Raw genomic sequence first — 22,111 nt, forward strand, 5'->3', positions numbered from 1 at the left:
CGCGGCCCACCGCCCTCTGCGCCGCCCCCCCCCCCCCCTCCCCGCCGCACCCTCCCGCCTGGATGCGCCGGCTCGGCGATGAGGAGGTGGGGCCCCGGAGTGGCCGGGCCGGACGCACCGGCCACCCCGGGGAGTCGGGGGTGGGCCCGCTCAGCTGCGGGGCGCGCTCAGGGGAGCGGGAGGTCCGGCAGGCCCGGGATCTCGGGGAGGCCCGGGATGCCGGGGAGACCGGGGATCAGCCCGCCGTCGTCGCCACCGTCGGGGTTGTCCGAGGGCACCGCCTCGCCGTCGCGCGTGAAGGTGCCGCCGTCGTTGTAGACGTTGGCACCCTCGGGGGCGGTGTTGCCCCGGATCGTGACGTCGGTGACGGTGAGGGTGCCGGTGGCCGAGTTCCACAGACCGCCGCCCTGGGCGGCGGCGTCGTTGCCGCGCACCGTGCCGCCGTCGTACGTCACCTGGGCCTCGGCCGTGAGGTGCAGACCACCGCCGTTGCCGGGGGCGTCGCCGGTGCGGTTGCGCAGCATGTCGACGTCGACGAGGGTCAGGGTGCCGAGGTTGGTCTCGATGGCGCCACCCGCGCGGGTGGCGGTGTTCTCGGTGAACACCGAGTCACGGACGGTCACGGTGCCCTGGTCGTTGAGCAGGCCACCGCCGGAACCGGCGGCGCCGGGGGCCTTGTTGCCGGTGGCGCTCACACCGCGCACGGTCATCCGGCCACCGTCGTTGAACAGCGCGCCGCCGCCGTTGGTGGCCTCCGCGCCCGAACCGACGTTGCGGTTCAGCACGGTGTCGGTCACGGTCATCTCGCCCGTGGCGGAGTTCCAGAGCCCGCCACCCTCGGCCGACGCGCGGTTGCCGATGACCCGGCTGTCCTCGACGCGGACGGTGCCGGCGCCGGTGAGGTGCAGGCCGCCACCGTTGCCGGGCGCGGCGCCGGTGCGGTTGCCCTTGAGCAGGGTGTCGTCCACGCGGGTGGTGCCCTCGTTGGCCTCGATCCCGCCACCGGCGCGCTCGGCGCGGTTCCCCCGGATCCGCGAGCCGACGACGACCAGCGTGCCGCGGTCGTTCATGATCGCGCCGCCGCTGGCGCCCTCGCCCTCGGCCCGGTTGCCGACCAGGCGCGCGTCCACGACCCGCACGGTCGCCTCGGTGCCGCGGATGGCGCCACCGGACTCCCCCTCGGGTGCGCGGCCGCCGCGGAGCGTGACGTCCTCGACCCGCAGCGTGGTGCCGGGACGCACGTCGAGGATCCGGTCGCGCGAGGTGGCGCGCAGGGTGTGGCCGTTGCCGTCGAGCACGAGGTCGTCGCTGACGACCAGCTGACGACGCAGGTCGATGCTGTCGCCCAGGCGGATCACGTCCTGGCCGTCGGCGCGGTTGGCGCGGGCCACGGCGGAGCGCAGCTCGGCCTCGGTGTCCACGGTCGTGGTGGCCGCGGTGGCCGGGGAGACGGCCGCCAGCGAGAGGAGGCCGGGGCCGACCAGCACGGTGGCCAGGGCGGCCAGGGAGGTACGTCGCAGGGAGGTCATGCGCGTGGTTCGTAGCCGCTCCTCATCCGGTCGGGTGGAGGGCTGGCGGTCGGCGTGTCGGCCGTGCTCCGTCGAGCACGGTGCGATCCCGGGAAGACACAGCAGAGCCCGGTCCTGGTGGACCGGGCTCTGCTGTTCAGTGAGTACCCCGTACGGGATTCGAACCCGTGCTTCCGGCGTGAGAGGCCAGCGTCCTGGGCCGCTAGACGAACGGGGCATGAGTCTTCACTTGTTGGCCGGAACGGCGTCTCCACCGCTCCGAGCGACCTCCGGAACTCTAGCCTCAGGGCTTCGTCCCGGCCAAATCGGACCCTCTCTCGCGAGGTGGTCGACCCGGTGGTCACTTGCTGGGGTACTAGGACTCGAACCTAGAACAACTGAACCAGAATCAGCCGTGTTGCCAATTACACCATACCCCAAGGGGGTACCTCCGCAGCCGCTTCCGCGGCCCGAGGACCGAGCAGGAACCTTACACGCGGGGGTCCGGGCCGACCAATTCGGGAGGGGGGCCGTACGGCGGTCCCGGCGGACCCTGCCAGCCCTGGCCCGGGCCGGGAGGCGGTCCCTGCGGCGGCCGGTGCGGGCCGAGCGGGAGCGGGTGCCCGAGGACGGCGATCCCTCGGCGTCGAGCGACCCACAGCACCACGCCGAGGTAGACCAGGCTCTGGGTGAGCGTGACCGGCAGGCTCCACCAGCTGCCGCCGGAGGGGTCCAGCGCCGAGGCCATGTCGCCGAAGGCCAGCGTCAGGCCGAAGGCGAGCAGGTTGTTGAGGACGTGCATGGCGATGGCGGCCTCGAGCCCCCCGGTCGCCACGACCAGGAAGCCCGCCACCAGGCCGAAGGCGAGGCGGTCGACGAAGACCGGCGGGTCCTGGGCCCCGTGGGCCAGGGCGAAGAGCACCGCCGGCACGACCACGACCACGATGCGTGAGGCGAGGACGGTGCCCACCGCCTGGGCGAGGTAGCCGCGGAAGGCGTACTCCTCCCCCGCCGCCTGCAGGGGGGTCAGCACGAGCACGACCAGCAGGAAGTCGCGGGTGGTGCTTGTCCACTCGTTGAGGCCGCCGCCGAGCTCGGCGCCGGCCTCCGCGGGCACGAGCGCGGACACGACCAGCGTCGCCACGAGCGCGACGACCGACAGTCCCAGGCAGGTGAGCAGCCAGCCCCACCGCAGCCGGCGCACCACCGAGGAGGCCCAGCCGGGGTGCAGGCCGTGGACCAGCCAGACCGTCAGCAGCACCGCGGGGATGGCCGAGGCCCAGCCGACGTTGACCAGCGCCAGGAAGGAGGGGGTGATCTCCGACTGGCCGGAGAGCCGGTCCAGGGCGTCGTCCATGGACAGACCGCCGAGCACCAGCCCCGCGGCGAGCACCACGGCGGCGACGGTCTGGGCGACGAGGAAGATGACGCCGACCATCACGACGCCCAGCAGCGCCCACCACCGCGAGGGGCGGCCGGCGGTGAGCAGCAGGTGGAACGGCAGGCCGGGCGGCGTACCGGGACCGGTGGGCCCGGCCGGACCGACCGGTGCCTGCTCGTGCCGAGGGGTGCTCACGACGACCTCAGAGGGCGGAGGCCAGCCGCGCCAGCGAGCGCTCGCGGCCCAGCAGCTCCATCGACTCGAACAGCGGCGGGCTCACCCGGCGCCCGGTGATCGCGACCCGTACCGGACCGAACGCGACGCGGGGCTTGAGGCCCAGCTCCTCGACCAGCGTGGTCTGCAGGGCCTCCTGGATGGCGGCGGTCGACCAGGTGCCGAGCGCGGCGACGGCATCGTGCGCCGCCTGCACCACACGACGACCCTCCTCGTCGAGCAGCTTCTCGACGTCGGCCTGGTCGCGGGTGAACTCCTCCTCGGGCACGAAGAGGAAGCCCAGCATCTGCGGGACCTCGGCGAGCTTGTTGACCCGCTCGGCCACCAGCGGCATCGCGAGCTCGAGCAGCTGGGCGTCGGCGTCGCGCACCGGGTCGCCGACCACGCCGGCGGCCTTGAGGAACGGCAGCGCCCGGTGCTGGATCTCCTCGACCGGGAGCCGGCGCATGTGGGCGGTGTTGATCGCCTCGGCCTTCTTCAGGTCGAAGCGCGCCGGGTTGGCGTTGACGTCCTTGATGTCGAAGGCCTCGACCATCTCCTCGAGGTCGAAGACGTCACGGTCGGCGGCGATCGACCAGCCCAGCAGCGCGACGTAGTTGAGCAGGCCCTCGGGCAGGAAGCCCTGGTCGCGGTAGGCCAGCGCGTGCGCCTGCGGGTCGCGCTTGGACAGCTTCTTGTTGCCCTCGCCCATGACGTAGGGCAGGTGGCCGTAGAGCGGGGTGACCTCGGCGACGCCGATCTCCTTCATCGCGTCGAACAGCGCGATCTGGCGTGGCGTGGAGGAGAGCAGGTCCTCCCCGCGCAGCACGTGGGTGATCCTCATGGTGGCGTCGTCGACCGGCGCGGTGAGGGTGTAGAGCGGGTCGCCGTTGGCGCGGCACAGTGCGAAGTCCGGGACGAACTCGGTCTCGAAGGTGACCTCGCCGCGGACCAGGTCGTCCCAGGAGATCGAGCCCTCCGGCATCCGGAACCGGACCAGCGGCTCGCGCCCCTCGGCCCGGAACGCCTCGACCTGCTCGGAGGTCAGGTCGCGGCAGAAGCCGTCGTACCCCATGACCTTGGAGCCGGAGGCCTTGCGGCGCGCCTCGACCTCGTCGTTGCGGCAGTAGCAGTCGTAGGTGTAGGACGAGGCGCGCAGCCGCTCGAGCACGTCGCGGTAGAGGTCGCTGCGCTCGGACTGGCGGTAGGGGCCGTACGGCCCGCCGACCTCGACGCCCTCGTCCCAGTCCAGGCCCAGCCAGCGGAAGAGCTCGAGGATCGAGGTGTAGGACTCCTCGGTGGAGCGCTCCTTGTCGGTGTCCTCCACCCGCAGGACGAAGGTGCCGCCCTGGCCGCTGAGCTGGGCGTGCTTGGCGAAGGCGTAGTTGAACAGCGCCGTGCGGACCAGGCCGACGTGCGGCGAGCCGGTCGGGCTCGGGGCCATCCGCACGCGGACGGGCGTGCTGGGGGTGCTCACTTCATCGCTCCTTGATGGTGTTGGTCAGCGCGCCGAGACCGTCGATGGCGACCTCGACCTCGTCGCCGACCTGCATGGGGCCCACGCCCGCGGGGGTGCCGGTGAGGATCACGTCGCCGGGCAGCAGGGTCATGACGCTGCTGACGTGGGCGATGAGGCTGGGGATGTCGAAGACCATGTCGGCGGTCGAGCCGTCCTGGACGACGTCGCCGTTGAGGAAGGTGCGCAGGCGGACGCCGTCGGCGAAGGCCTGCGGGTCCAGGTCGGTCTCGATCCAGGGGCCGAGCGGGCAGAAGGAGTCGAAGCCCTTCGCCCGGGTCCACTGGTCGTCGCTGCGCTGGAGGTCGCGGGCGGTGACGTCGTTGCCGATGGTGTAGCCGTGGATGACGTCGGTGGCCTTCTCGGCCGGGACGTCGCGGCAGATCCGCCCGATGACCACGGCCAGCTCGCCCTCGTAGTGCAGGTCGCTGGTCTGCGGCGGGTAGAAGACCGGGTCGCCCGGGCCGACGACGGAGGTGTTGGGCTTGAGGAAGAACAGCGGCTCGGCGGGCACGTCGTTGCCGAGCTCCTTGGCGTGGTCGGCGTAGTTGCGACCGATCCCGACCACCTTGCTGCGCGGCAGCACCGGCGCCAGCAGCCGGACGTCCTCCAACCGGTGCTGCTGCTCGAGGAGCTTGAGCCCGACGTACATCGGGTCCCCGGCCAGCGCGACGACCACGGCGTCCTCGCCGAGCTGGCCGTGCTCGTCGAGGTCGCCGGTCACGACGCCGTACTGGGGGTCCTCGCCCGTGGTGAATCTCGCGATGCGCACACGACCGACCCTATCCACCGGTCGCGGCAGGCCCCGAACCCTCAGCCCCGATCCAGGGCTCAGTCGCCCAGGACCTGGCGCAGGTGGTCGTTGGCGAAGCGGCGATCGGGGTCGAGCTCGTCGCGCACGGCCAGCCAGTCGGTGAAGCGCGGGCACTGCTCGGCGAAGTACGCCGACGTCAGCGTGTGCCGCTTGCCCCAGTGCGGCCGACCCTGGTGGGCGGTGAAGAGGTCCTGTGCGGCCGCGAAGTACGCCGTGGGGTCCTGGCGGTGGTAGGCGTGGACGGCGACGTAGCAGCTGTCGCGGCCGTGCGCGGTGGAGAGCCAGACGTCGTCGGCGGCGGCGAAGCGCACCTCGATCGGGAACGAGACCCGGTGCTCGCCGGAGGCGAAGAGCCGTTGCAGGCCCGCGATGACGTCGGGCAGCGCCTCGCGCGGCATCGCGAACTCCGACTCCTGGAAGCGCACCCGGCGCGGGGAGACGAAGACGTCGTGGGAGGGCGCGGTGTACTCCCGGGCCGAGAGCACCGACCCGGACAGCGCGTTGATCCGCGGGACCAGGGCGGGGGCCGCGTGCGCGAGCCGGTTGAGCGCCTCGAACGCGCCGTTGCTGAGGACCTCGTCCTCGACCAGGTGCCGCAACCGGCCGAGCGGCGCGGCGGGGGTGCCGTCGGGGACCCGGTTGTTGCGCTTGAGCAGCGCCTTCTCGGTGTGGGGGAACCAGTAGAACTCGACGTGGTCGTTGTCCTCGACGAGCTCGGGCAGCCGCTCGAGCACCTCCGGCAGGGCCATCGGCTCCTCGCGGGCGTGGAGCAGGAAGGCCGGCACGCACTGCAGCGTGACCTCGGTGAGGACGCCGAGCGCACCGAGCGAGAGCTGCGCCGCTCCCAGCCACGGGTGGTCCTCGCCGACCTCCAGCACCTCGCCGGCGGCGGTCACGAGCTGGACGCCGACGACGGCGGCGGCGATGCCGGGCAACCGCGCCCCGGTGCCGTGCGTGCCCGTGCCGATCGCCCCGGCCACCGCCTGCGGGTCGACGTCGCCGAGGTTGGGCAGCGCCAGGCCGAGCGCGGCGAGCTCGCGGTTGAGCACGTGCAGGGAGATGCCGGCCTCGACGCGCACCCGGCCGGTCGTGGGGTCGTGGTGCAGGACGCGGGTCATCCGGTCCAGCCGCACCATCACGCCGTCGGTGGCGGCCAGGGGCGTGAAGGAGTGACCGGCGCCGACCGGGCGGACGGCCAGGCCGTCGCGGGCCGCGGCCGTGACCACGTCGACGACCTCGGCGGTCGAGGCCGGGCTCTCGATCCGGGTCGGGGTGCAGCGGACGCCGCCGCTCCAGTTACGCCACTCCTGGGCTCGCGTCGTGCTCATCCGAAGCAGCACCCCTCCCCGCGGTAGGTCGGCACCACCGTGACCGTGCCGTCGGCGGCCACCCTGGCCATCCGGTCCACGCGCTCCATCGGCTCCCCCGCCTTCGCCGGGCGCAGCAGCACCCGGTCACCGATCCGCAGGCGCCGTGCGGCCTCCCCCTGGACGGGGGTCTGCACCTCGCCGGCGCCCTCGTTGCGGGTCAGCGAGAGCCCCTCGGGCCACACCGGCGTCGGCGCGCGGGAGGCACCGGTCGGCCCGGAGGCGATGAAGCCGCCGGAGAACAGGGTCACCACGTCGTCGGCCGCGCGCCGCGCCACCGGCAGGGCGAGGTACGCCGCCGGGCGCGGGTCGAAGGCGGCGTAGCCGTCGAACAGGGTCGGTGCGAACAGGCCCGACCCGGCCGCGAGCTCGGTGACGACCGGGTCCTGCCCGGTGACGTGGAGGCTGCCCGTACCGCCCGCGTTGACCACCTGCAGCCCGGCGTGGCGCGAGACCGCCTCCACGACGGCCGCCCTGCGGCGTACGAGCTCGGCGGCGGAGCCGCGCTTCATCAGCCGGACCGCGGGCGAGGAGTCGGGGACGCCGGCGATCTGGGCGTCGTAGAACATCACCCCGACCAGGTCGAACCCGGGGCGCGCGGCGACCGCGCGGGCCAGCGCCTCGGCCTCCTCGGCGGTGTGCACCGGCGAGCGGCGGGCACCGAGGTGCAGCGGTCCCAGTCGCAGCGAGGCGTCGACGTCGAGGCAGACCCGGATGCTCGGGTGGTCGGCGCCGAGCACCCCGTCGACGAGGTCGAGGTGCTCGACGCAGTCGACCATGACGGTGATCGCGGCGCGACGGTGCTCGGCGGCGACCAGGTCGGCGAAGCCCTGCGCGGAGGTGCTGGGGTAGGCCAACAGCACGTCGTCGTGGCCCTGGTCGGCCAACCAGACCGACTCCGCCAGCGAGAAGGACATCACCCCACGGAAGCCCGGGCGGGCCAGCACGTCCTCAAGCACGGCGCGCACCCGCAGCGACTTCGAGGCGACCCGGATCGGCACCCCGGCGGCGCGGGCCACGAGGTCGGCGGCGTTGGCGTCCAGCGCCACGTCGTCGAGCACGGCCAGCGGTGCCTCGAGGTGGGCGGTGGCCTCCAGGAGCTGGTCGCGACGGTCGGGCACGCGGCCATCCAACACCAGGCGCGGAGGGCCCGTCGCCGGTTCTCGCGTGCGCTGCCCTCCCGCCTACCGTGGTGCCCATGCAGGTGCTGGCCCGGGAGGAGTGGGAGCCGCGCGCGCTCGCCCACGCCGAGCGGGTCGAGCGGTGGATAGCCCCCCACCTCGAGCGGCGCGGGGCGCGGGTGCCGCACCCCGTGCACGACTTCCTCTTCACCTACTACTCCCAACGACCGGCGCAGCTGCGGCGCTGGCACCCGGGCTTCGGCGTGGCGCTCGAGGACGCGCCCGAGCACGCGGGGTGGAAGGGCTACGCGGTCTCGACGACGCTCGCTGGCGCTGGCTGCTCGACCAGCGGGGGGACGGCTGGCGCTGGCTGCTCGACCAGCGGGGGGACGGGTGTGGTCGCGGTGGACCCGGCGTACGTCGCCGCGCAGCGCCCGCTCGTCGACTCGATCCGGCGGCTGCTGGTCGCGACCGCCTCGCGGCCTGCCCAGCTGGGCTGCTTCGGGTTGCACGAGTGGGCGATGGTGCACCGCGCCCCCGAGGCGGGTGGGACCCGGCATCCGTGGCCGCTCCGCCTGGGTCAGGACGGCACCGACGCGGTGGTGGAGAGCCACCGGATCAGCTGCACCCACTTCGACGCCTTCCGGTTCTTCACGCCCTCGGCGCGTCCGCTCAACACCCTCTCCCCCGGGTCGCGCGACCGCGAGGCGTTCGAGCAGCCGGGCTGCCTGCACGCGGGGATGGACCTCTACAAGCACGCCTTCCGGCTCAGCCCGCTGGTGCCCTCGGAGCTGGTCGCCGACTGCTTCGACCTGGCGTGGGACATCCGGGTCCTCGACATGCGCGCGGCGCCGTACGACCTGGCCGACCTGGGGCTGGAACCGGTGCGGATCGAGACCACCGAGGGCAAGCGGGAGTACGCCGCTGCGCAGGCTGCCTTTGCCGAGCGTGGTGCCCCGTTGCGGGACCGGCTGGTCGAGTGGTGCGAGCGGCTGCTGGGCGAGCCGGTCTCGTCGCCGCGCCCCGCGCAGGACCGCGTCACGGAGGACGTGGTCGGTCAGCCGGGCAACGACTTGTAGAGCCGGGCGAAGGCGGAGGACTGCTTGCGTCGGAAGTGCAGCAGGTAGGACCGACCGTCGGTCGTGCGGATCGTCAGGTGCCCGTTCGTGAGGGTGCCCGGCGGCTTCAGCTCGGTGGAGGCGATCTGCTCGGCGGGGAGCACCAGGGGACCGGACGCGTGCTCGGGGCCCCTCAGCGCGATCCGCGCCGCCGCGTTGTCGGCCGAGACCGTCAGGTGACGCCCATCCCAGGTGACGTCGATGAGGTGCCCGCGCACCCCCATGCCTGGCGAGCCCTCGAGCGGCTGCACCGCCGGCGGTGCCTGGGGTGCGGTCCCGCCCGCAGGTTCCCCGCTCACCTCGACCTCGTCCGCGGGAGGATGCGGGTCACGCCGGGACGGCTGCGGGGGCGTCGGCTGCGGGGGCGTCAGCCGCGGGAAGGCCCTCCCGTGCGTCTCCGGCTCCTCCTTGAGACCCAGCACGTTGCGCTCGGTCCAGGTCAGCCTGCGCAGCGGCTGGCCGGACTGCGCGGCCAGGTGCTTCTCCATCTCGCGCATCTGCCGCGCCTGCTGCTGCTGGAAGTACAGGTTCGAACCCTTGCCCATGGGAGCTCCCTCCGTCGGATGGCCCGGGCGCTCGTCGTCATCCCGGGCACACGTGGCCCGCACGTCCCGAGCAGGAACCGCAGCGGACGGCTGTGGCCACAACACTGAGCCGACGCCCGACGCCGGTGCCCGAGATCGCTGGAACCTCGACCGTACGCCGTTGTGGACTCCCGCGCGAGGTCTCCGTCTGCCCGCCGACGGCTGGGTCGCCACGGCGGTGCGCGCGAGACGTCGTCTTCGGCTCAGGTGCGGCCAACGCCAGCCGATCCCTGTGGCATGGACCACACACTGCGAATCGACCCGGTGGCCCACCGTGACGAGTTCGCGGTGCGCCTGGACGACAACCTGCTCGGCCACGTCGTGCGCGACCCCGAGGCGATCACCGAGGTCTGGACCTGGTGGCGCGACGGCGGCGGGGTGCCCCAGCACCACGAGGACACCCGGGAGATGGCGGTCTACCGGCTGCTCGTCGGCGCCGGCGTCGACTTCGGCACGGCGCGCTCGCTGGTGCAGCGCGGCTCGGTGCTCGCCGCGGCCTGAGTCGCTGGGGCAGCACCGCTGCGTGAAGAAGCGCGCCAGCGCCACACACACGCACACACACCGCCGGACGACTAGCCGCGCCAGCGGCCTCGCCGGTTGAGGAGGTGCGCCAGCGCCGTCTCGAGACCCGTACGTCCTTGAACAGCCTGTGTCCGACACTTCGGTCGCCCAGGTCTACGTCCGGAGCCGGCCCGAGCGCTTCGGGTCGTGGGCCATGGCGTGGTGGGCGGAGCAGTAGAGCCGCCCGTCCTCCACGCTGGTGGGTCCGCCCTGGGACCACGGGATGACGTGGTGGACCTGGCAGCGACCGGGCGAGGCGTCGCACCCGGGTGCGGTGCAGTGCTTGTCGCGCTGGGCGATGGCGAGGCGCTGGGCCCTGGTGTGGAAGCGGCGACGCCTGCCGACGTCGAGGACCTGAGACTGGCCGCCGAGGACCATCGGGATGATCCCGGCCTCGCAGGCCAGCCGTCGCGCTGTGCCAGCGGAGATGACCTCGCCGGTGTCGAGTGAAGCCTTGCCCAGTCCGCCCATCAGTGTCTCGAGGGTCATCGTCACCACGACCGTGGCGCCGACCCCACCCACGCTCGGGAGGTCCTTCTCGCTGATCCGCTCCAGCAACTCGGTGAACGCCTGCCCGTTGCTCTGCGGGGTCGAGCGGACCTGCCGGACCTGCGCCGGCTCCTGCCTGGCCCAGGTCAGCGCATGCAGGGCCTTGGCCAGCATGGCGCCGTGGAGCTCGGGGACGGAGAACCGGCCGTGGACCATCCCGTGCCCATCACCGCTCATCGTCAACCGCGTCCGCTCGGCGGCGCGGCGCTCCTCGTCCTCCAGCAGCTTCGCCTCGTGCGCCTCCCCGACCTCCGGCGCCACGACGTGCAGCACATGGCGTCCGAGGATCTTCAGCTGCTTGGCATCGAAGGTGTCCGCGCAGACGATGAGGTGCTTCTCGGCCTGCTCGAGCACCGACGGGTCCAGGTCCTCGGGCCCGTCGTCCTCCAGGTCGGCCAGCGCCCGGGCAATCACCTGGGCCTGCTCGCAGTTGATCCGCCCCGCAGCGAGCGCCTCGGCGAGGGCGGTGTGCCTGCCCAGGGCTGCGGCGAGCGTGACGTCGCGGTGCGCAGCGGCCCGGGTGCGGTGGGTCGCCTGCGACCACCAGGCCGCGGTCGTCGTGGCGCCGCCGGTCTCCTCGACCCGCACCTCGGCCGCGTGCCGCAGCACCGTCGCGGTCAACGCATCCAACCGCGCATGGATCTGCGCCAGCGCCCGCAGGGCATCGGCCGTCGCGGCCTGCTCCAGCCCGATCAGCGAGGCAGCGTGACCCTCGTCGAGAGCAGCAGACAGAGCCTCGACCACCTGGTCGAGAGGGTGCTGCTGCCCGAGAACTGCCATACCTCAGTACAGCCGCCACCACCGACATTCCTGGCGCTCGGATAGACCTCTTCACAGGTCCGACCAAGGTCGTTATCGGACCGTGATCTTGCCTCATATGCCGGTCACGACGAGCGGCACTTTGCCCAGGACGACGCGACTGAAGTGCCCATGGCGCACCAGGCGCGTCACCAGCACTCCAGTCGGCGACCGCACCCATCGCCTCCCCTCGGTGCCAGGGACATCAGGCCCATGGCAGGCAGCGAGAGGCCGAGCTACCCGGGTCAGCGCGTGAGCGGAAGACCGGGCCGAGTCGCGGCCACCCGCAGCCCGTCGACCACGATGCCCAGCCCGGCGGCGAAGTCCGAGGGCCGGGGATCGTCCTCGATGGCCCCGGCGGAGCCCGCCTGCAGGTGGGTCTGCTCCTCCAGGGTGTGGCCGAGCACGAAGTGCAGCACCGTGCGGGCGGCGGTCGGCACGAGGTCGGCGGGCAGGCCGGCGCCGGCCAGCGCGGCGGTGAGGTCCTCCAGCGGCTGGGAGGCCCCGAGCCCGAAGGCGATGACGGTCGAGACCAGCTCGGCACCGTCGCGGTAGGCCAGCATCGCGTCGCGCAGCTCGTGGGCGATCTCGGCGACCCGGTCGTCCCAGGCGGTGGCACGTCGCGGTCGGGCCCCGAGCCGGAGCACCTCGTCGGCCACCTGGCCGAGCAGCACCTGCTTGGACGGCACGTGGTGGTAGAGCGCGCTGGCCTGCAGCCCGAGCTCCGCGGCGAGCCGGCGCATGGTGACGTCGGCCAGCCCGTGGGCGTCCAGCAGGCGCAGGGCGACCCGGACGAGGTCCTCCCGCGTGCGGCTCACGGCGGCGACCCTACCGGTGCGCCGGAGCGGCGGCCCGCAGGTCCCCGACCCGCGGACAGCGACCCTGTGCACCGGATCGCGGACACGACGCGAGCCCAGGACGAGCACACCCCTAGAGTGTGCGATCGTCCTCCTGAACACCGTTCAGGTCGGTCGCCCCACTCCCCGACGTACCCCCTGGAACCACCGTGAGAGGCCCCCGATGAGCGCTGCCGCCACCAACCCCACCGACACCGCCGCCGAGACGCCGGGCCGCCCGAGCCGCCGCCTCGGCACGACCGACCTCGCTCTCGTCGCCTCCTTCGCCGCGCTCATCTCCGCGCTGGCCTACGTCGGGGCCATCCCGGTCGGTGGTGCGGGTGTGCCGATCACCCTGCAGACCCTCGGCGTGATGCTCGCCGGCTGCCTGCTCGGTCCGGTCCGCGGCTTCCTCGCCGTCGCGCTCTACCTCGCGCTGGGTGCCGCGGGCCTGCCGGTCTTCGCCGAGCACAGCTCGGGCCTGGGCACCTTCACCCAGCCCAGCGCCGGCTACCTGCTGTCCTTCCCGGTCGCCGCGCTCGTCGGCGGCCTGATGGTGAAGTACGTCGCGGGCGAGCGCGGCAAGACCCGTGCCCTGGTCGTCTTCGTCTGCTCCCTGGCCGGCAGCGTGCTGGTGATCCACCCGGCCGGCATCGTCGGCCTCATGCTGACCCTCGACATGTCGCTGGCTGAGGCCTTCAAGATCGACGTCATCTACTGGGTCGGCGACCTGCTCAAGACCACCGTGGTGGCGCTGATCGCCGCCGAGGTGCACCGCGCCTTCCCCCGGCTCCTGAGCGCCCGGGGCTGACCCGGCCGCCGCGCCGCCGTACCGTCCAGCCGTGCCCGCCCTCACCCTCGACGCCGCCGGCGTCACCGTCGCGACCGCCGACGGTGAGCGGGTGCTGCTGGAGCCGACGACGCTGAGCCTCACCGAGCGCCGCGTCGGGGTGATCGGCGCCAACGGGTCGGGGAAGTCGACGATGGCGCGGCTGCTCAACGGCCTAGTCACCCCGACCACCGGCCGGGTGCTGGTCGACGGCCTGGACGTGGCCGAGCACGGCGCCGAGGTACGCCGCCGCGTGGGGTTCTGCTTCACCGACCCCGCCGCGCAGCTGGTGATGCCGACCTGCGTGGAGGACGTCGAGCTGTCGCTGCGCCGCTTCGAGCGCGACCCGGCGGCCAGGCGTCGGCGCGCCCTGGAGGTGCTGGAGCGGCACGGCCTCGCCGAGCACGCGCACCAGAGCGTGCACGACCTCTCCGGCGGTCAGCGCCAGCTGCTGGCGCTGGCTGGGGTGCTCGCCACCGACCCGGAGGTCGTGGTCGCCGACGAGCCGACCACGCTGCTGGACCTCGCGAACTCCCGCCGCGTCGGCGACCTGCTGCTCTCGCTGCCCCAGCAGCTGGTCCTGCTCACCCACGACCTCGACCTGGCCGCCCGCTGCGACCGGGTCCTGGTCGTCGAGCACGGACGGGTCGTCGCCGACGGTCCCGGGCCGGAGTCGGTGGCGGCGTACGTCGATGCCGTGGACCGGGCCCACAGGTGAGCTCGCCGTTCCTGGTCGGGGTCCACCAGCCCGGCGACTCGTGGGTGCACCGGTGCCCCACCGGACCCAAGCTCTCGCTGCTCGCGCTCTTCAGCCTCGCCGTGGTGCTGACCCGCTCGGCGGCGGCCGCCCCGGTGTTCCTGGCGGTCGCGCTCTTGCTGGCCGCGGTCGCGGGCGTGCGGCTCGGGACGCTGGTGCGCGCCACCCGCGCGATCCTGGTGCTGGCGCTGCTGGCCTCGGCGCTGCAGTGGTGGATCGACGGGCCCGCCAAGGCCGCGGAGACCCTCGTGGACCTGGTCGCGCTCGCGCTGGCGGCGATCACCGTCTCGGCCACCACCCCGGTCAACGACGTGCTGGACACCCTCGTGCGGGCCGTCGGACCGCTGCGCCGCGTCGGCGTCGACCCCGAGCGGGTCGCGCTGGCCTTCTCGCTCGCCATCGGCGCCCTGCCCGGCACCGTGGCGCTGGCCCTGGAGACCCGCGACGCGGCCCGCGCCCGCGGGCTGGGCCGGCACCCCCGGGCCTACCTCACGCCGTTCGTCGTCCGGGTGGTCGCCCGCGCGCACGAGCAGGGTGACGCGCTGGCCGCACGCGGCCTCAGCGACTGAGCCCGGACCCGGGCCAGGCCCCGCTCACCACACGTCTCCATCGCGCCAGTCGCACGCGAGCGGGGCGTCGAGGTCCAGCGTGTCGAGGGGGACGCCGCCGGGCCGGACGAGCACGTGGCCCTCCTCGTCCGCGGTGCGCTCGACCCCGCGCGGACCGAGCACCGACAACGGTCCGCGCCACGGGACCCAGCCGCGGGCGTCGTACATCGCCCGGCCCTCGTCGGAGGCGCCGAGCGCGAGCAGGTCGTGGGCCGGGGCCAGGCCCTCGAGCGCGGCCATGACGGCGGTGCCCAGGCCGCGGCGCTGGTGGGCAGGGTGGACCGCGACCGCCTCGACGTAGCCCAACCGCAGGGGTCGCAGCTCCGCGCCGAGGTAGCAGTGACGGCGCACCAGGGAGCCGTGGGCGACGACCTGCCCGTCGACGAGCACGTAGGCGTGCTCGCCGCCCAGCGCGTGGGACCAGTCCTCGTCCTCGAAGTCGTCGAAGGCCGCGTCCATCAGCGCCCGGGCCGAGGCCAGGACGTCGGCCGGCAGCCGGGCGGTGTGCGCGGTCAGCACGGTCACCACCCCGGCGGCCTCCGGTCCTGCCACGGGGCGGCCGCCTCGACCTGCGCGGCGAGCGACAGCAGCAGCGCGTCCTCGGCCGGGCGGGCGGCGAGCATCACCCCGACCGGCAGTCCGTCCGGGGTCTGGTGCAGCGGCAGCGAGACCGCCGGCATGCCCGTGACGTTCCACGCCGAGGTCCAGGGCGTGAAGGCCTTCTGCGCCTCGAAGTCGCCCTCGGGGTGCTCGTCGTCGCGCAGCGCCCCGACCGGCACCGGCGGCACCGCGAGGGTGGGCGTCAGCACCGCGTCGTACGCCGCCAGCTGCTCCAGCGCAGCGGCGGCGTGCCGCCGCACCGCGCCGATCGCGAGGCCGAACTCGGGTGCGCTGATCGCGCGGCCACGCTCGCCGAGCCAGCGGGTCAGCGGTCGCAGCAGGTGCTCGCGGCCCGGGGGCGCGGGCGAGAGCGCGGTGAGGACGGCCCAGCAGACCTCGAAGAACGGCACCGCGTCGCGGCCCAGCGGGACCGGGACGTCCTCCACCTCGTGGCCGAGCGACTCCAGCAGCCGCGAGGCGTCCTCCCAGGCGCGGCGCACCTCGGGGTCGACGGGGGTGTCGGTGATGACCGGCTCGACGAAGCGGGCGATGCGCAGCCGGCCGGGGTCCCGCTCGGCCGCGGCGAGGAAGGTGCCGGGCTCCGGCGGCGCGAAGTACGGGTCGCCGGGGCGGCGCACGGCCAGCACGTCGAGCATCGCGGCGGCGTCGCGGACGGTCCGCGTGATCGGGCCGGAGGTCGCCAGACCGACGGGGTCGCCGTACATCGGGGACCCGCTGACCCGGCCGCGCGACGGCTTGAACCCCACCAGCCCGCAGCACGAGGCGGGGATGCGGATCGACCCACCGCCGTCGGAGCCCTGCGCGAGCGGCACCAGCCCGGCCGCCACGGCTGCTGCCGCGCCGCCCGAGGAGCCTCCGGCGGTGCGGGTGCGGTCCCACGGCGTGACGCTCGGCGGGCGGCCGTCGGGCTCGGTGTAGCAGGGCGACCCGAACTCCGGGGTCGCCGTCTTCCCAAGGCTCACCAGCCCGGCGTCCTCCATCGCGAGCACCACGCCGTCGGAGACCTCGGGCACGAAGTCGTCGTAGGCCGCCGACCCGAAGGTCGTGCGCACCCCCGCCGTGGTGTTCAGGTCCTTGACCGCGGTGGGCACCCCGCTGAGCGGCCCGGCCCCGGGCCTCGTCGACCTGGCGCGCTCACGGGCCTGGTCGGCGGTGACGGTGACGAAGGCGCCGACGTCGTCGCGCGTGGCGATCCGCTCCAGGTAGTGCTCGACCAGCTCGGCGCTGCTCACCTCGCCCGCGGCGATCGCCGCGCCCTGCTCGACGGCGGTCAGGTCGTGCAGCTCGGCCATGGAGCGAACCTAGTCCGATCGACCGGGGACGTCATGCGTCGTGCGTCGGCGGACCTCCCACCCGCATGACATCCGCTCCATCACGTCCGCGCGGAGAGGATCGACCGGGTCAGGAGGCGCCGTTGAAGGCCAGCGCCGCCCCCAGCGCGAAGACCAGGCAGGCCACCGGGACGGTCGCCAGGGGGACCCACCAGGCGCTGCGACCGCGCACCATCCGCACCACCGCCCAACCCCCCAGGCCCAAGATCGGGACCCAGGGTCCACCCGCCGCCACGGCCACCCCGAGCGCGATGAGCCCGGTCGAGCAGTCGGTGGTGCCGGACCCGCACGAGTCGGAGGCGAAGACCAGGAACAACCCGGCGAAGGAGAGCAGCAGACCGCCGGCGAAGAGCAGGAGCAGCTCGATGATCGTGACGACGACGTCGGCCGTGCGGTCCTTGGTCGGAGCCTGCGCGCCGGGACCGCCGCCCTCGAGGCTGCTCGTGCTCATGGCACGACGCTAGCGGCGCACGGGCCGCGCTGCGGGCGATCCCGGCCGCTGGTCGGTCCGCGGGAGGAGGTCGCAGGACCTCAGCCGCCGGCGACGACCACCACCAGGACACCCACCACGAAGAGCAGCACCCCGAGGGGCAGCGCCAGGAGGGCGACCCACCAGGCGCTGCGCCTCCGCACCAGCCGGACCACCGCCCACGCACCGAGCGGGAGCAGCGCCAACCAGGGCGAGGCGACGACGACCGCGGTGCCGAGGAACGCGACCGAGCGCGTGCAGTCCTCGGGCCTGCAGTTCTGGTCGACGTCGACGACGCCGGCCACGCCCACGAGGGACGCGAACAGGCCGACCAGCGCCAGGAGCAGCAGGACCAGGACGGTGGCCACCAGGTCGCCGGTCCGCACCGGCCCCCGAGCGTGCGGCTGGTGCGGGGCACCGGCGTACGCCGGGGGCTGCTGGTACGGCTGCCGGTTCAGGGGCGGGGGTCCGAGAGGGCTGGTCACGCCCTCAGGCTAGGGCGAGCCCCCCGCCTCTCGGCCGTCCCGACGGTCGTCCTGTGGACAACGGCGGAGGGCGGCGCCCCGTGGACGGGTCCACGGGGGGGCAGGCCCGCCCCGCCGCGACCAGCCGTCAGGCGGCCGCGGTGGCCGGCTCGGCGTCCACGAGCAGCCGCAGGGCGTCCAGCAGACGGGTGCGCACCTCGTCGTCGGCGAGGACGTCGACGTTCACCCCGGGCTGGGAGACCACGACGGTCTCGACGACCTTCGCGCCGGCGATGCCCGCGGAGCGCGCGGCGTCGGCGTGCGCCCACTTGCCGCCGTACGGCGTCGGGGTGGTGCCCACGACACCGAAGGGCTTGCCGACGATGGCGCCCTGGCCGTAGGGCCGCGAGAGCCAGTCGAGGGCGTTGTTGAGGACGGCGGGCATCGTCCCGTTGTACTCCGGCGTGACGGCGAGGACACGGTCGGCGGCGGCGACGGCCTCGCGGACGCGGCGCACGGCGGCGGGCGCGTCGGCGGTGTCGACCTCCTCGTTGTAGAACGGCAGGTCGCCGAGGCCCTCGACGATCTCGACCTCGACGCCGGCCGGCGCCTGCTCGCGGAGCAGCTCGGCGAGGCGACGGTTGACGGAGGCCTGGCGCAGGCTGCCGAGCAGCACGGCGACGCGGACGGGTGCGACGGCGGGGTGGGCGGTGGTGCTCATGGGGGCTCCTCGGGTGGATGTCGTGCGATCGAGGAGCCAAACGGACCGCGGTCCGTTTTCATTCCCGGCGTACGTCGTTCCACCCCTCACTAGGGTGGAGGACATGCCCGATCCGCTCCTGCTGCCGTTGGCCGACCAGCCGACGGCCGAGCGCGCGGACGCCGCCCGCAACCGCGAGGCGCTGCTGTGCGCGGCGCGGCGGCTGGTCGAGGAGCAGGGCGTGGCCGCGGTGACGATGGAGGCCGTGGCGGCGGCGGCCGGCGTCGGCAAGGGCACGGTGTTCCGGCGCTTCGACTCCCGCGAGGGGCTGATGGCCGCGGTCCTGGACTTCTCCGAGACCGCGTGGCAGGCCTCGGTCATCTCCGGCCCTCCCCCGTTGGGCCCGGGCGCCGACCCCTGGGACCGGCTGCTCGCCTTCGGGCGCTCGCGGCTGGAGTCCACGCTCGTGCACGCCGACCTGATCCGGGCGGCCGGCGCCAGCGGCAGCCGGGCGGCCGGGGCGTACTCCTTCGCCGCGATGCACGTCCGCCACCTGCTCGCCGCCCTGGGTGTGGACGGCGACCTGCCGATCCTCGCCACCGCGCTGCTGGCACCCCTGGAGATCCCCATCCTCGATCAGCAGCTGCACAGCGACGGCTTCGACGTCGAGCGGCTGCTGGCCGGCTGGGAGGACCTGGCCCGGCGCATCACCGGGCAGGTCCGAGCCGGCCGCTAGCCTCGCGGCATGGGACGGCGCGAGGAGGAATGGAGCGACCGCCTGGCGGCCGGCGGGCCGGTCGAGCTCGGCGTGGGCGGGCAGGTGCTGGCGAGCGCCGACGCCGTGGGGTTGCGGCTGCCGACGGTGGACCTCACGGTGCCCTGGGTCCACCTCGGCTGGGCCCTCGGGGAGTCACGGCCCGCAGGGATCGCGCGGCACCGTGCACGGCTGCTCGTCGTGGTCTCGCGGACCTGGTGGAGCGAGCACCTGGCCGACCGGGTCGGACGGGCCGTGCCCTCCGTCCTGGGGAGCGGCTGGAACGCCGAGGTCGAGGTGGAGGCCACCGGGCGACGGTCCCCGGTGGAGGAGTTCGCCGACTGGCTCGGTGAGGAGGCCGTGACCCGCGCACCGCTCCCGGCCCGCCTCTGCCTCACGCCCTCGCCGCAGCACCCGGTCTCCGACCGCGACACCAACCGTCCCGTGCCGCTCGAGCGGCTCCCCGCCAGCCACACCCTCCGTGCCGACGTCGCCGCGTGGGGGGCCGGGGCCGACGAGGTCGAGGACCCTGCGGCTGCAGGCGTCTGGGACCGCTTCTGGCCGCCGGGCCGCGAGCTGGCCGCACGGCTGGAGCAGGAGACGGGGCTGCCGACCGCGGTCTGGCCCGACTGCCCCGAGGTGCCCTGAGCCTGGATCCACGCTGAGCCGACGCGGGGGCGCGACTCAGGACCGGTGCGGCGCCGAGGCGGACGGCGAGCGCTGCGCCGCGTCGTCGGGCGACCGGTCGTCGTCGGGCCCCACGAGCCCGCCGCCGCTGACGACCCAGTTGGCCTCCTGGTCGGCGCCGGGAGGGGACTCGTCGAGCAGCTGGCTGGGGGTGCCGAGCGTGCCGCCGCGGCCGCTGCCTCCGGTGGGCGGCTCGGCGAGCTTGCGGGCGGTGCGGCGCAGGATGGTGAAGACGTCGGTCATGGGGGGCCTCCGGGTAGTGGTCGGGGAGCCCCGCAGGTACCCGGGCGGCCGCGGACCTCCCCATGAGGTGCGCCACAGCCCGCCCGCGCGGGTGGATCGCCGCGGGAGCCGCGCTGCCTAGCGTGGCGCCGTGGCAGGGACGATCCGGGTCGGCTGCTCGGGGTGGAGCTACCGCGGGTGGCGCGGCGACTTCTACCCGCAGGGCCTGCGCCAGCGCGACGAGCTGGCCTACCTCGCCGAGCGCACCACCGCGGTCGAGGTGAACGGGTCGTTCTACTCGCTGCAGCGGCCGACGTCGTACGCCGCCTGGCGGGACGCGACGCCCGAGGGCCACCGGATCTGCGTGAAGGGCGGCCGCTACCTCACCCACCTCAAGCGGCTGGGCGACCCGCAGCAGGCACTGGCCAACTTCCTCGCCTCGGGCGTGCTCGCGCTGGGCGACCGCACCGGTCCGCTGCTGTGGCAGCTGCCCGCCGACATGGCGTACGACGGCGAGCTGGTCGGCGCCTTCCTCGCCCTGCTCCCCCGCACCACCCGCGCTGCCGCGCGACTCGCGCAGCAGCACGACGAGAAGCTCCCCGCTGACCGGGCGCTGACCGAGGTCGAGCAGGACCGGCCCCTCCAGCACGTGCTCGAGCCTCGGCACCCCTCCTTCGGCCAGTCCCGCGCTCTCGAGCTGCTGCGCGAGCAGGACGTCGGGCTGGTGGTCAGCGACGGCGCGGGCCGGTGGCCGATGTTCACCGACACGACCAGCGACGTGGTCTACGTGCGGCTGCACGGGCACACCGAGCTCTACACCTCGCGCTACGGCGACGATGCGCTCGACCGCTGGGCCGCGCGGTGCACCGGGTGGGCGGCCGAGGGGCGCGACGTCTACGTCTTCCTCGACAACGACGCCCAGGGCCACGCACCGCACGACGCGGTGCGGCTGCTCGCGCGGGTCAGCGGTGGTGTCGGCGCAGCCCGAAGGTGACCGCGTCGAGCAGCGCCTCCCACGAGGCCTCGACGACGTTGTGGCCCACGCCCACGGTCCACCACGACGAGACCCCGTCGGAGGTCTCGATGAGCACGCGGGTGATCGCGTCGGTGCCGTGGCCCTGGTCGAGGATGCGCACCTTGTAGTCGATCAGCTCGAGCTTGGCGACCTCCGGGTAGGCCTGGCCGATGGCCTGGCGCAGCGCCTGGTCGAGCGCGTTGACCGGGCCGTTGCCCTCGCCGGTCACGACGTAGCGCACGCCCGCCGCAGTGAGCTTCACCGTCGCCTCCGACAGGGCCTCCTTGCCGGGCCCCGGCTGGGTCTCGGTGATGACTCGCCACGACTCCACGTCGACGTACGACGGGCGGTGCCCCTCGACCTCCTCGACCAGCAGCAGCTCGAAGGAGGCGTCGGCCGCCTCGAAGGTGTAGCCGCGGCTCTCCAGCACCTTGACCCGCTCGGTGATCCGGGTGACGAGGTCCCTGTCGCCGGAGAGGTCGAAGCCGAGCTCGCGGCCCTTGAGCTCGATCGAGGCGCGGCCGGCCATGTCGGAGACGAGGAGCCTCATGTCGTTGCCGACACCGGCGGGGTCCATGTGCTGGTAGAGGTCCGGATCGACCTTGATCGCGCTCGCGTGCAGGCCGGCCTTGTGCGCGAAGGCCGAGGTGCCGACGTACGGCTGGCGCGAGGCGGGCGGGACGTTGGTGACCTCGGCGACGGCGTGGGCGATGCGGGTGGCGTCGCTCAGCAGGCCGGGCGGCAGCACCTGGCGGTCCAGCTTGAGCTCGAGGTTCGCGACCACGGAGACGAGGTCGGCGTTGCCGGTGCGCTCCCCGTAGCCGTTGAGGGTCCCCTGCACGTGGGAGGCGCCGGCGTCGACCGCGGCGAGGGTGTTCGCGACCGCGCAGCCGGTGTCGTTGTGGCAGTGGATGCCGACCCGGACCCCGGTGCTGGCGATCACGTCGCCGACCACGTCGGCGACCCACGGGGGCAGCATCCCGCCGTTGGTGTCGCAGAGGGCGGCGACCTCGGCCCCTGCCTCTGCCGCCACCCGCAGCACCTCGAGCGCGTAGTCGCGGTTGGCGCGGTAGCCGTCGAAGAAGTGCTCGGCGTCGAGGAAGACCCGCTGCCCCTCCGCGCGCAGGTGGCTCACCGTGTCGCGCACCATCGCGAGGTTCTCCTCCAGCGTGGTGCGCAGCGCGAGCTCGACGTGGCGGTCGTGAGCCTTCGCCACCAGGGTGACGACCCCGGCGCCGCTGTCGCGCAGGGCGGCGACGAGCGGGTCGTCGGCTGCCTTCATGCCCGC

Annotated in this window: 24 protein-coding genes and 2 tRNA genes; 8 read left to right on the top strand and 18 right to left on the bottom strand. The window is 74.1% G+C overall.

The window, feature by feature from the left end; translation table 11 throughout:
* Positions 1 to 167: 167 nt before the first annotated feature.
* The 8 genes from Q1V71_RS02795 to Q1V71_RS02830 form a co-directional block, all read right to left on the bottom strand.
* Positions 168 to 1,529, bottom strand: coding sequence for a right-handed parallel beta-helix repeat-containing protein (locus Q1V71_RS02795; RefSeq protein WP_300640492.1), 1,362 nt, complete (start codon positions 1,527 to 1,529; stop codon positions 168 to 170).
* 144 nt (positions 1,530 to 1,673) lie between these two features.
* Positions 1,674 to 1,746, bottom strand: a tRNA-Glu gene (locus tag Q1V71_RS02800).
* 130 nt (positions 1,747 to 1,876) lie between these two features.
* Positions 1,877 to 1,948, bottom strand: a tRNA-Gln gene (locus Q1V71_RS02805).
* Between the two features lie 50 nt (positions 1,949 to 1,998).
* Positions 1,999 to 3,084, bottom strand: a complete 1,086-nt coding sequence (locus Q1V71_RS02810; protein ID WP_300640495.1) for a CPBP family intramembrane glutamic endopeptidase — start codon at positions 3,082 to 3,084, stop codon at positions 1,999 to 2,001.
* A 7-nt stretch (positions 3,085 to 3,091) separates the two neighbouring features.
* Complete coding sequence (gene gltX, locus Q1V71_RS02815; protein ID WP_300640559.1) at positions 3,092 to 4,546, bottom strand: glutamate--tRNA ligase; 1,455 nt, start codon at positions 4,544 to 4,546, stop codon at positions 3,092 to 3,094.
* A gap of 34 nt (positions 4,547 to 4,580) precedes the next feature.
* Positions 4,581 to 5,390, bottom strand: coding sequence for a fumarylacetoacetate hydrolase family protein (locus Q1V71_RS02820; protein WP_300640498.1), 810 nt, complete (start codon positions 5,388 to 5,390; stop codon positions 4,581 to 4,583).
* A 59-nt stretch (positions 5,391 to 5,449) separates the two neighbouring features.
* Positions 5,450 to 6,760, bottom strand: coding sequence for a D-arabinono-1,4-lactone oxidase (locus tag Q1V71_RS02825; protein ID WP_300640501.1), 1,311 nt, complete (start codon positions 6,758 to 6,760; stop codon positions 5,450 to 5,452).
* Entirely contained in the window at positions 6,757 to 7,920 is a 1,164-nt protein-coding gene (locus tag Q1V71_RS02830) for an alanine racemase (protein ID WP_300640504.1), read from the bottom strand. Before Q1V71_RS02830 ends, Q1V71_RS02825 begins: the two co-directional genes overlap by 4 nt.
* Before the next feature lie 77 nt (positions 7,921 to 7,997).
* On the opposite strand from Q1V71_RS02830, the gene Q1V71_RS02835 reads away from it, so the two are divergent.
* Positions 7,998 to 8,999 carry a 3-methyladenine DNA glycosylase gene (locus Q1V71_RS02835; RefSeq protein WP_300640507.1) on the top strand — a complete coding sequence of 334 codons (1,002 nt, stop codon included), beginning with the start codon at positions 7,998 to 8,000 and terminating at the stop codon, positions 8,997 to 8,999.
* Here Q1V71_RS02835 and Q1V71_RS02840 read toward each other — a convergent pair.
* Positions 8,978 to 9,583 (bottom strand): hypothetical protein, encoded by a 606-nt coding sequence (locus Q1V71_RS02840; protein ID WP_300640510.1) that lies wholly within the window; start codon positions 9,581 to 9,583, stop codon positions 8,978 to 8,980. The genes Q1V71_RS02835 and Q1V71_RS02840 overlap by 22 nt on opposite strands.
* A gap of 276 nt (positions 9,584 to 9,859) precedes the next feature.
* On the opposite strand from Q1V71_RS02840, the gene Q1V71_RS02845 reads away from it, so the two are divergent.
* Positions 9,860 to 10,123, top strand: a complete 264-nt coding sequence (locus tag Q1V71_RS02845) for a hypothetical protein (protein WP_300640513.1) — start codon at positions 9,860 to 9,862, stop codon at positions 10,121 to 10,123.
* A 174-nt stretch (positions 10,124 to 10,297) separates the two neighbouring features.
* On the opposite strand, the gene Q1V71_RS02850 is transcribed toward Q1V71_RS02845, so the two are convergent.
* Both Q1V71_RS02850 and Q1V71_RS02855 read right to left on the bottom strand, forming a co-directional pair.
* Positions 10,298 to 11,476 (bottom strand): HNH endonuclease signature motif containing protein, encoded by a 1,179-nt coding sequence (locus tag Q1V71_RS02850; RefSeq protein ID WP_300640516.1) that lies wholly within the window; start codon positions 11,474 to 11,476, stop codon positions 10,298 to 10,300.
* A 299-nt stretch (positions 11,477 to 11,775) separates the two neighbouring features.
* The gene (locus Q1V71_RS02855) at positions 11,776 to 12,348 is read right to left on the bottom strand and encodes a TetR/AcrR family transcriptional regulator C-terminal domain-containing protein (protein ID WP_300640519.1); all 573 of its coding nucleotides are present in this window, start codon (positions 12,346 to 12,348) and stop codon (positions 11,776 to 11,778) included.
* A 202-nt stretch (positions 12,349 to 12,550) separates the two neighbouring features.
* Between Q1V71_RS02855 and Q1V71_RS02860 the strand changes: the two genes are divergently transcribed.
* From Q1V71_RS02860 to Q1V71_RS02870, 3 genes are read left to right on the top strand one after another with little or no spacing between them, the layout of a single operon-like run.
* Positions 12,551 to 13,177 (top strand): biotin transporter BioY, encoded by a 627-nt coding sequence (locus Q1V71_RS02860; RefSeq protein ID WP_300640522.1) that lies wholly within the window; start codon positions 12,551 to 12,553, stop codon positions 13,175 to 13,177.
* A 31-nt stretch (positions 13,178 to 13,208) separates the two neighbouring features.
* The gene (locus Q1V71_RS02865) at positions 13,209 to 13,913 is read left to right on the top strand and encodes an energy-coupling factor ABC transporter ATP-binding protein (protein ID WP_300640524.1); all 705 of its coding nucleotides are present in this window, start codon (positions 13,209 to 13,211) and stop codon (positions 13,911 to 13,913) included.
* Positions 13,910 to 14,521 (top strand): CbiQ family ECF transporter T component, encoded by a 612-nt coding sequence (locus Q1V71_RS02870; RefSeq protein ID WP_300640527.1) that lies wholly within the window; start codon positions 13,910 to 13,912, stop codon positions 14,519 to 14,521. Before Q1V71_RS02865 ends, Q1V71_RS02870 begins: the two co-directional genes overlap by 4 nt.
* A 24-nt stretch (positions 14,522 to 14,545) precedes the next feature.
* Here Q1V71_RS02870 and Q1V71_RS02875 read toward each other — a convergent pair whose 3' ends face one another.
* From Q1V71_RS02875 to Q1V71_RS02895, 5 genes are all read right to left on the bottom strand, one after another.
* Positions 14,546 to 15,112, bottom strand: a complete 567-nt coding sequence (locus Q1V71_RS02875) for a GNAT family N-acetyltransferase (RefSeq protein WP_300640530.1) — start codon at positions 15,110 to 15,112, stop codon at positions 14,546 to 14,548.
* Positions 15,082 to 16,473: an amidase gene (locus tag Q1V71_RS02880; protein WP_300640533.1), complete on the bottom strand. Its 1,392-nt coding sequence runs from the start codon at positions 16,471 to 16,473 to the stop codon at positions 15,082 to 15,084. Before Q1V71_RS02880 ends, Q1V71_RS02875 begins: the two co-directional genes overlap by 31 nt.
* A 109-nt stretch (positions 16,474 to 16,582) precedes the next feature.
* The gene (locus Q1V71_RS02885; protein WP_300640536.1) at positions 16,583 to 16,963 is read right to left on the bottom strand and encodes a hypothetical protein; all 381 of its coding nucleotides are present in this window, start codon (positions 16,961 to 16,963) and stop codon (positions 16,583 to 16,585) included.
* 80 nt (positions 16,964 to 17,043) lie between these two features.
* Positions 17,044 to 17,466 carry a hypothetical protein gene (locus Q1V71_RS02890; protein WP_300640539.1) on the bottom strand — a complete coding sequence of 141 codons (423 nt, stop codon included), beginning with the start codon at positions 17,464 to 17,466 and terminating at the stop codon, positions 17,044 to 17,046.
* Positions 17,467 to 17,593: 127 nt separating this feature from the next.
* A complete protein-coding gene (locus Q1V71_RS02895) occupies positions 17,594 to 18,166 on the bottom strand; it encodes an NADPH-dependent FMN reductase (RefSeq protein ID WP_300640542.1) in 573 nt (190 codons plus the stop codon).
* A gap of 103 nt (positions 18,167 to 18,269) precedes the next feature.
* On the opposite strand from Q1V71_RS02895, the gene Q1V71_RS02900 reads away from it, so the two are divergent.
* Complete coding sequence (locus Q1V71_RS02900; protein ID WP_300640544.1) at positions 18,270 to 18,881, top strand: TetR/AcrR family transcriptional regulator; 612 nt, start codon at positions 18,270 to 18,272, stop codon at positions 18,879 to 18,881.
* Between the two features lie 9 nt (positions 18,882 to 18,890).
* Positions 18,891 to 19,547, top strand: a complete 657-nt coding sequence (locus Q1V71_RS02905) for a hypothetical protein (protein ID WP_300640548.1) — start codon at positions 18,891 to 18,893, stop codon at positions 19,545 to 19,547.
* A 36-nt stretch (positions 19,548 to 19,583) separates the two neighbouring features.
* On the opposite strand, the gene Q1V71_RS02910 is transcribed toward Q1V71_RS02905, so the two are convergent.
* The gene (locus Q1V71_RS02910; protein WP_300640551.1) at positions 19,584 to 19,829 is read right to left on the bottom strand and encodes a hypothetical protein; all 246 of its coding nucleotides are present in this window, start codon (positions 19,827 to 19,829) and stop codon (positions 19,584 to 19,586) included.
* A gap of 130 nt (positions 19,830 to 19,959) precedes the next feature.
* Between Q1V71_RS02910 and Q1V71_RS02915 the strand changes: the two genes are divergently transcribed.
* Positions 19,960 to 20,802: a DUF72 domain-containing protein gene (locus Q1V71_RS02915; protein ID WP_300640554.1), complete on the top strand. Its 843-nt coding sequence runs from the start codon at positions 19,960 to 19,962 to the stop codon at positions 20,800 to 20,802.
* Here Q1V71_RS02915 and cimA read toward each other — a convergent pair.
* Positions 20,771 to 22,111, bottom strand: a 1,341-nt coding sequence (gene cimA, locus Q1V71_RS02920; protein ID WP_300640557.1) for a citramalate synthase, incomplete at its 5' end; no start/stop codon positions are given. The two genes, Q1V71_RS02915 and cimA, sit on opposite strands and share 32 nt — an antisense overlap.

This window comes from Nocardioides sp. (genome assembly GCF_030149505.1).
Lineage (GTDB): Bacteria > Actinomycetota > Actinomycetes > Propionibacteriales > Nocardioidaceae > Nocardioides.

Coding starts and splice junctions, on each gene's coding strand:
- Q1V71_RS02795 (WP_300640492.1), bottom strand. CDS start 1,529: ATGACCTCCCTGCGACGTACCTCCCTGGCCGCCCTGGCCACCGTGCTG.
- gltX (WP_300640559.1), bottom strand. CDS start 4,546: ATGGCCCCGAGCCCGACCGGCTCGCCGCACGTCGGCCTGGTCCGCACG.
- Q1V71_RS02825 (WP_300640501.1), bottom strand. CDS start 6,760: ATGAGCACGACGCGAGCCCAGGAGTGGCGTAACTGGAGCGGCGGCGTC.
- Q1V71_RS02835 (WP_300640507.1), top strand. CDS start 7,998: ATGCAGGTGCTGGCCCGGGAGGAGTGGGAGCCGCGCGCGCTCGCCCAC.
- Q1V71_RS02840 (WP_300640510.1), bottom strand. CDS start 9,583: ATGGGCAAGGGTTCGAACCTGTACTTCCAGCAGCAGCAGGCGCGGCAG.
- Q1V71_RS02845 (WP_300640513.1), top strand. CDS start 9,860: ATGGACCACACACTGCGAATCGACCCGGTGGCCCACCGTGACGAGTTC.
- Q1V71_RS02860 (WP_300640522.1), top strand. CDS start 12,551: ATGAGCGCTGCCGCCACCAACCCCACCGACACCGCCGCCGAGACGCCG.
- Q1V71_RS02880 (WP_300640533.1), bottom strand. CDS start 16,473: ATGGCCGAGCTGCACGACCTGACCGCCGTCGAGCAGGGCGCGGCGATC.
- Q1V71_RS02885 (WP_300640536.1), bottom strand. CDS start 16,963: ATGAGCACGAGCAGCCTCGAGGGCGGCGGTCCCGGCGCGCAGGCTCCG.
- Q1V71_RS02895 (WP_300640542.1), bottom strand. CDS start 18,166: ATGAGCACCACCGCCCACCCCGCCGTCGCACCCGTCCGCGTCGCCGTG.
- Q1V71_RS02900 (WP_300640544.1), top strand. CDS start 18,270: ATGCCCGATCCGCTCCTGCTGCCGTTGGCCGACCAGCCGACGGCCGAG.
- Q1V71_RS02905 (WP_300640548.1), top strand. CDS start 18,891: ATGGGACGGCGCGAGGAGGAATGGAGCGACCGCCTGGCGGCCGGCGGG.
- Q1V71_RS02910 (WP_300640551.1), bottom strand. CDS start 19,829: ATGACCGACGTCTTCACCATCCTGCGCCGCACCGCCCGCAAGCTCGCC.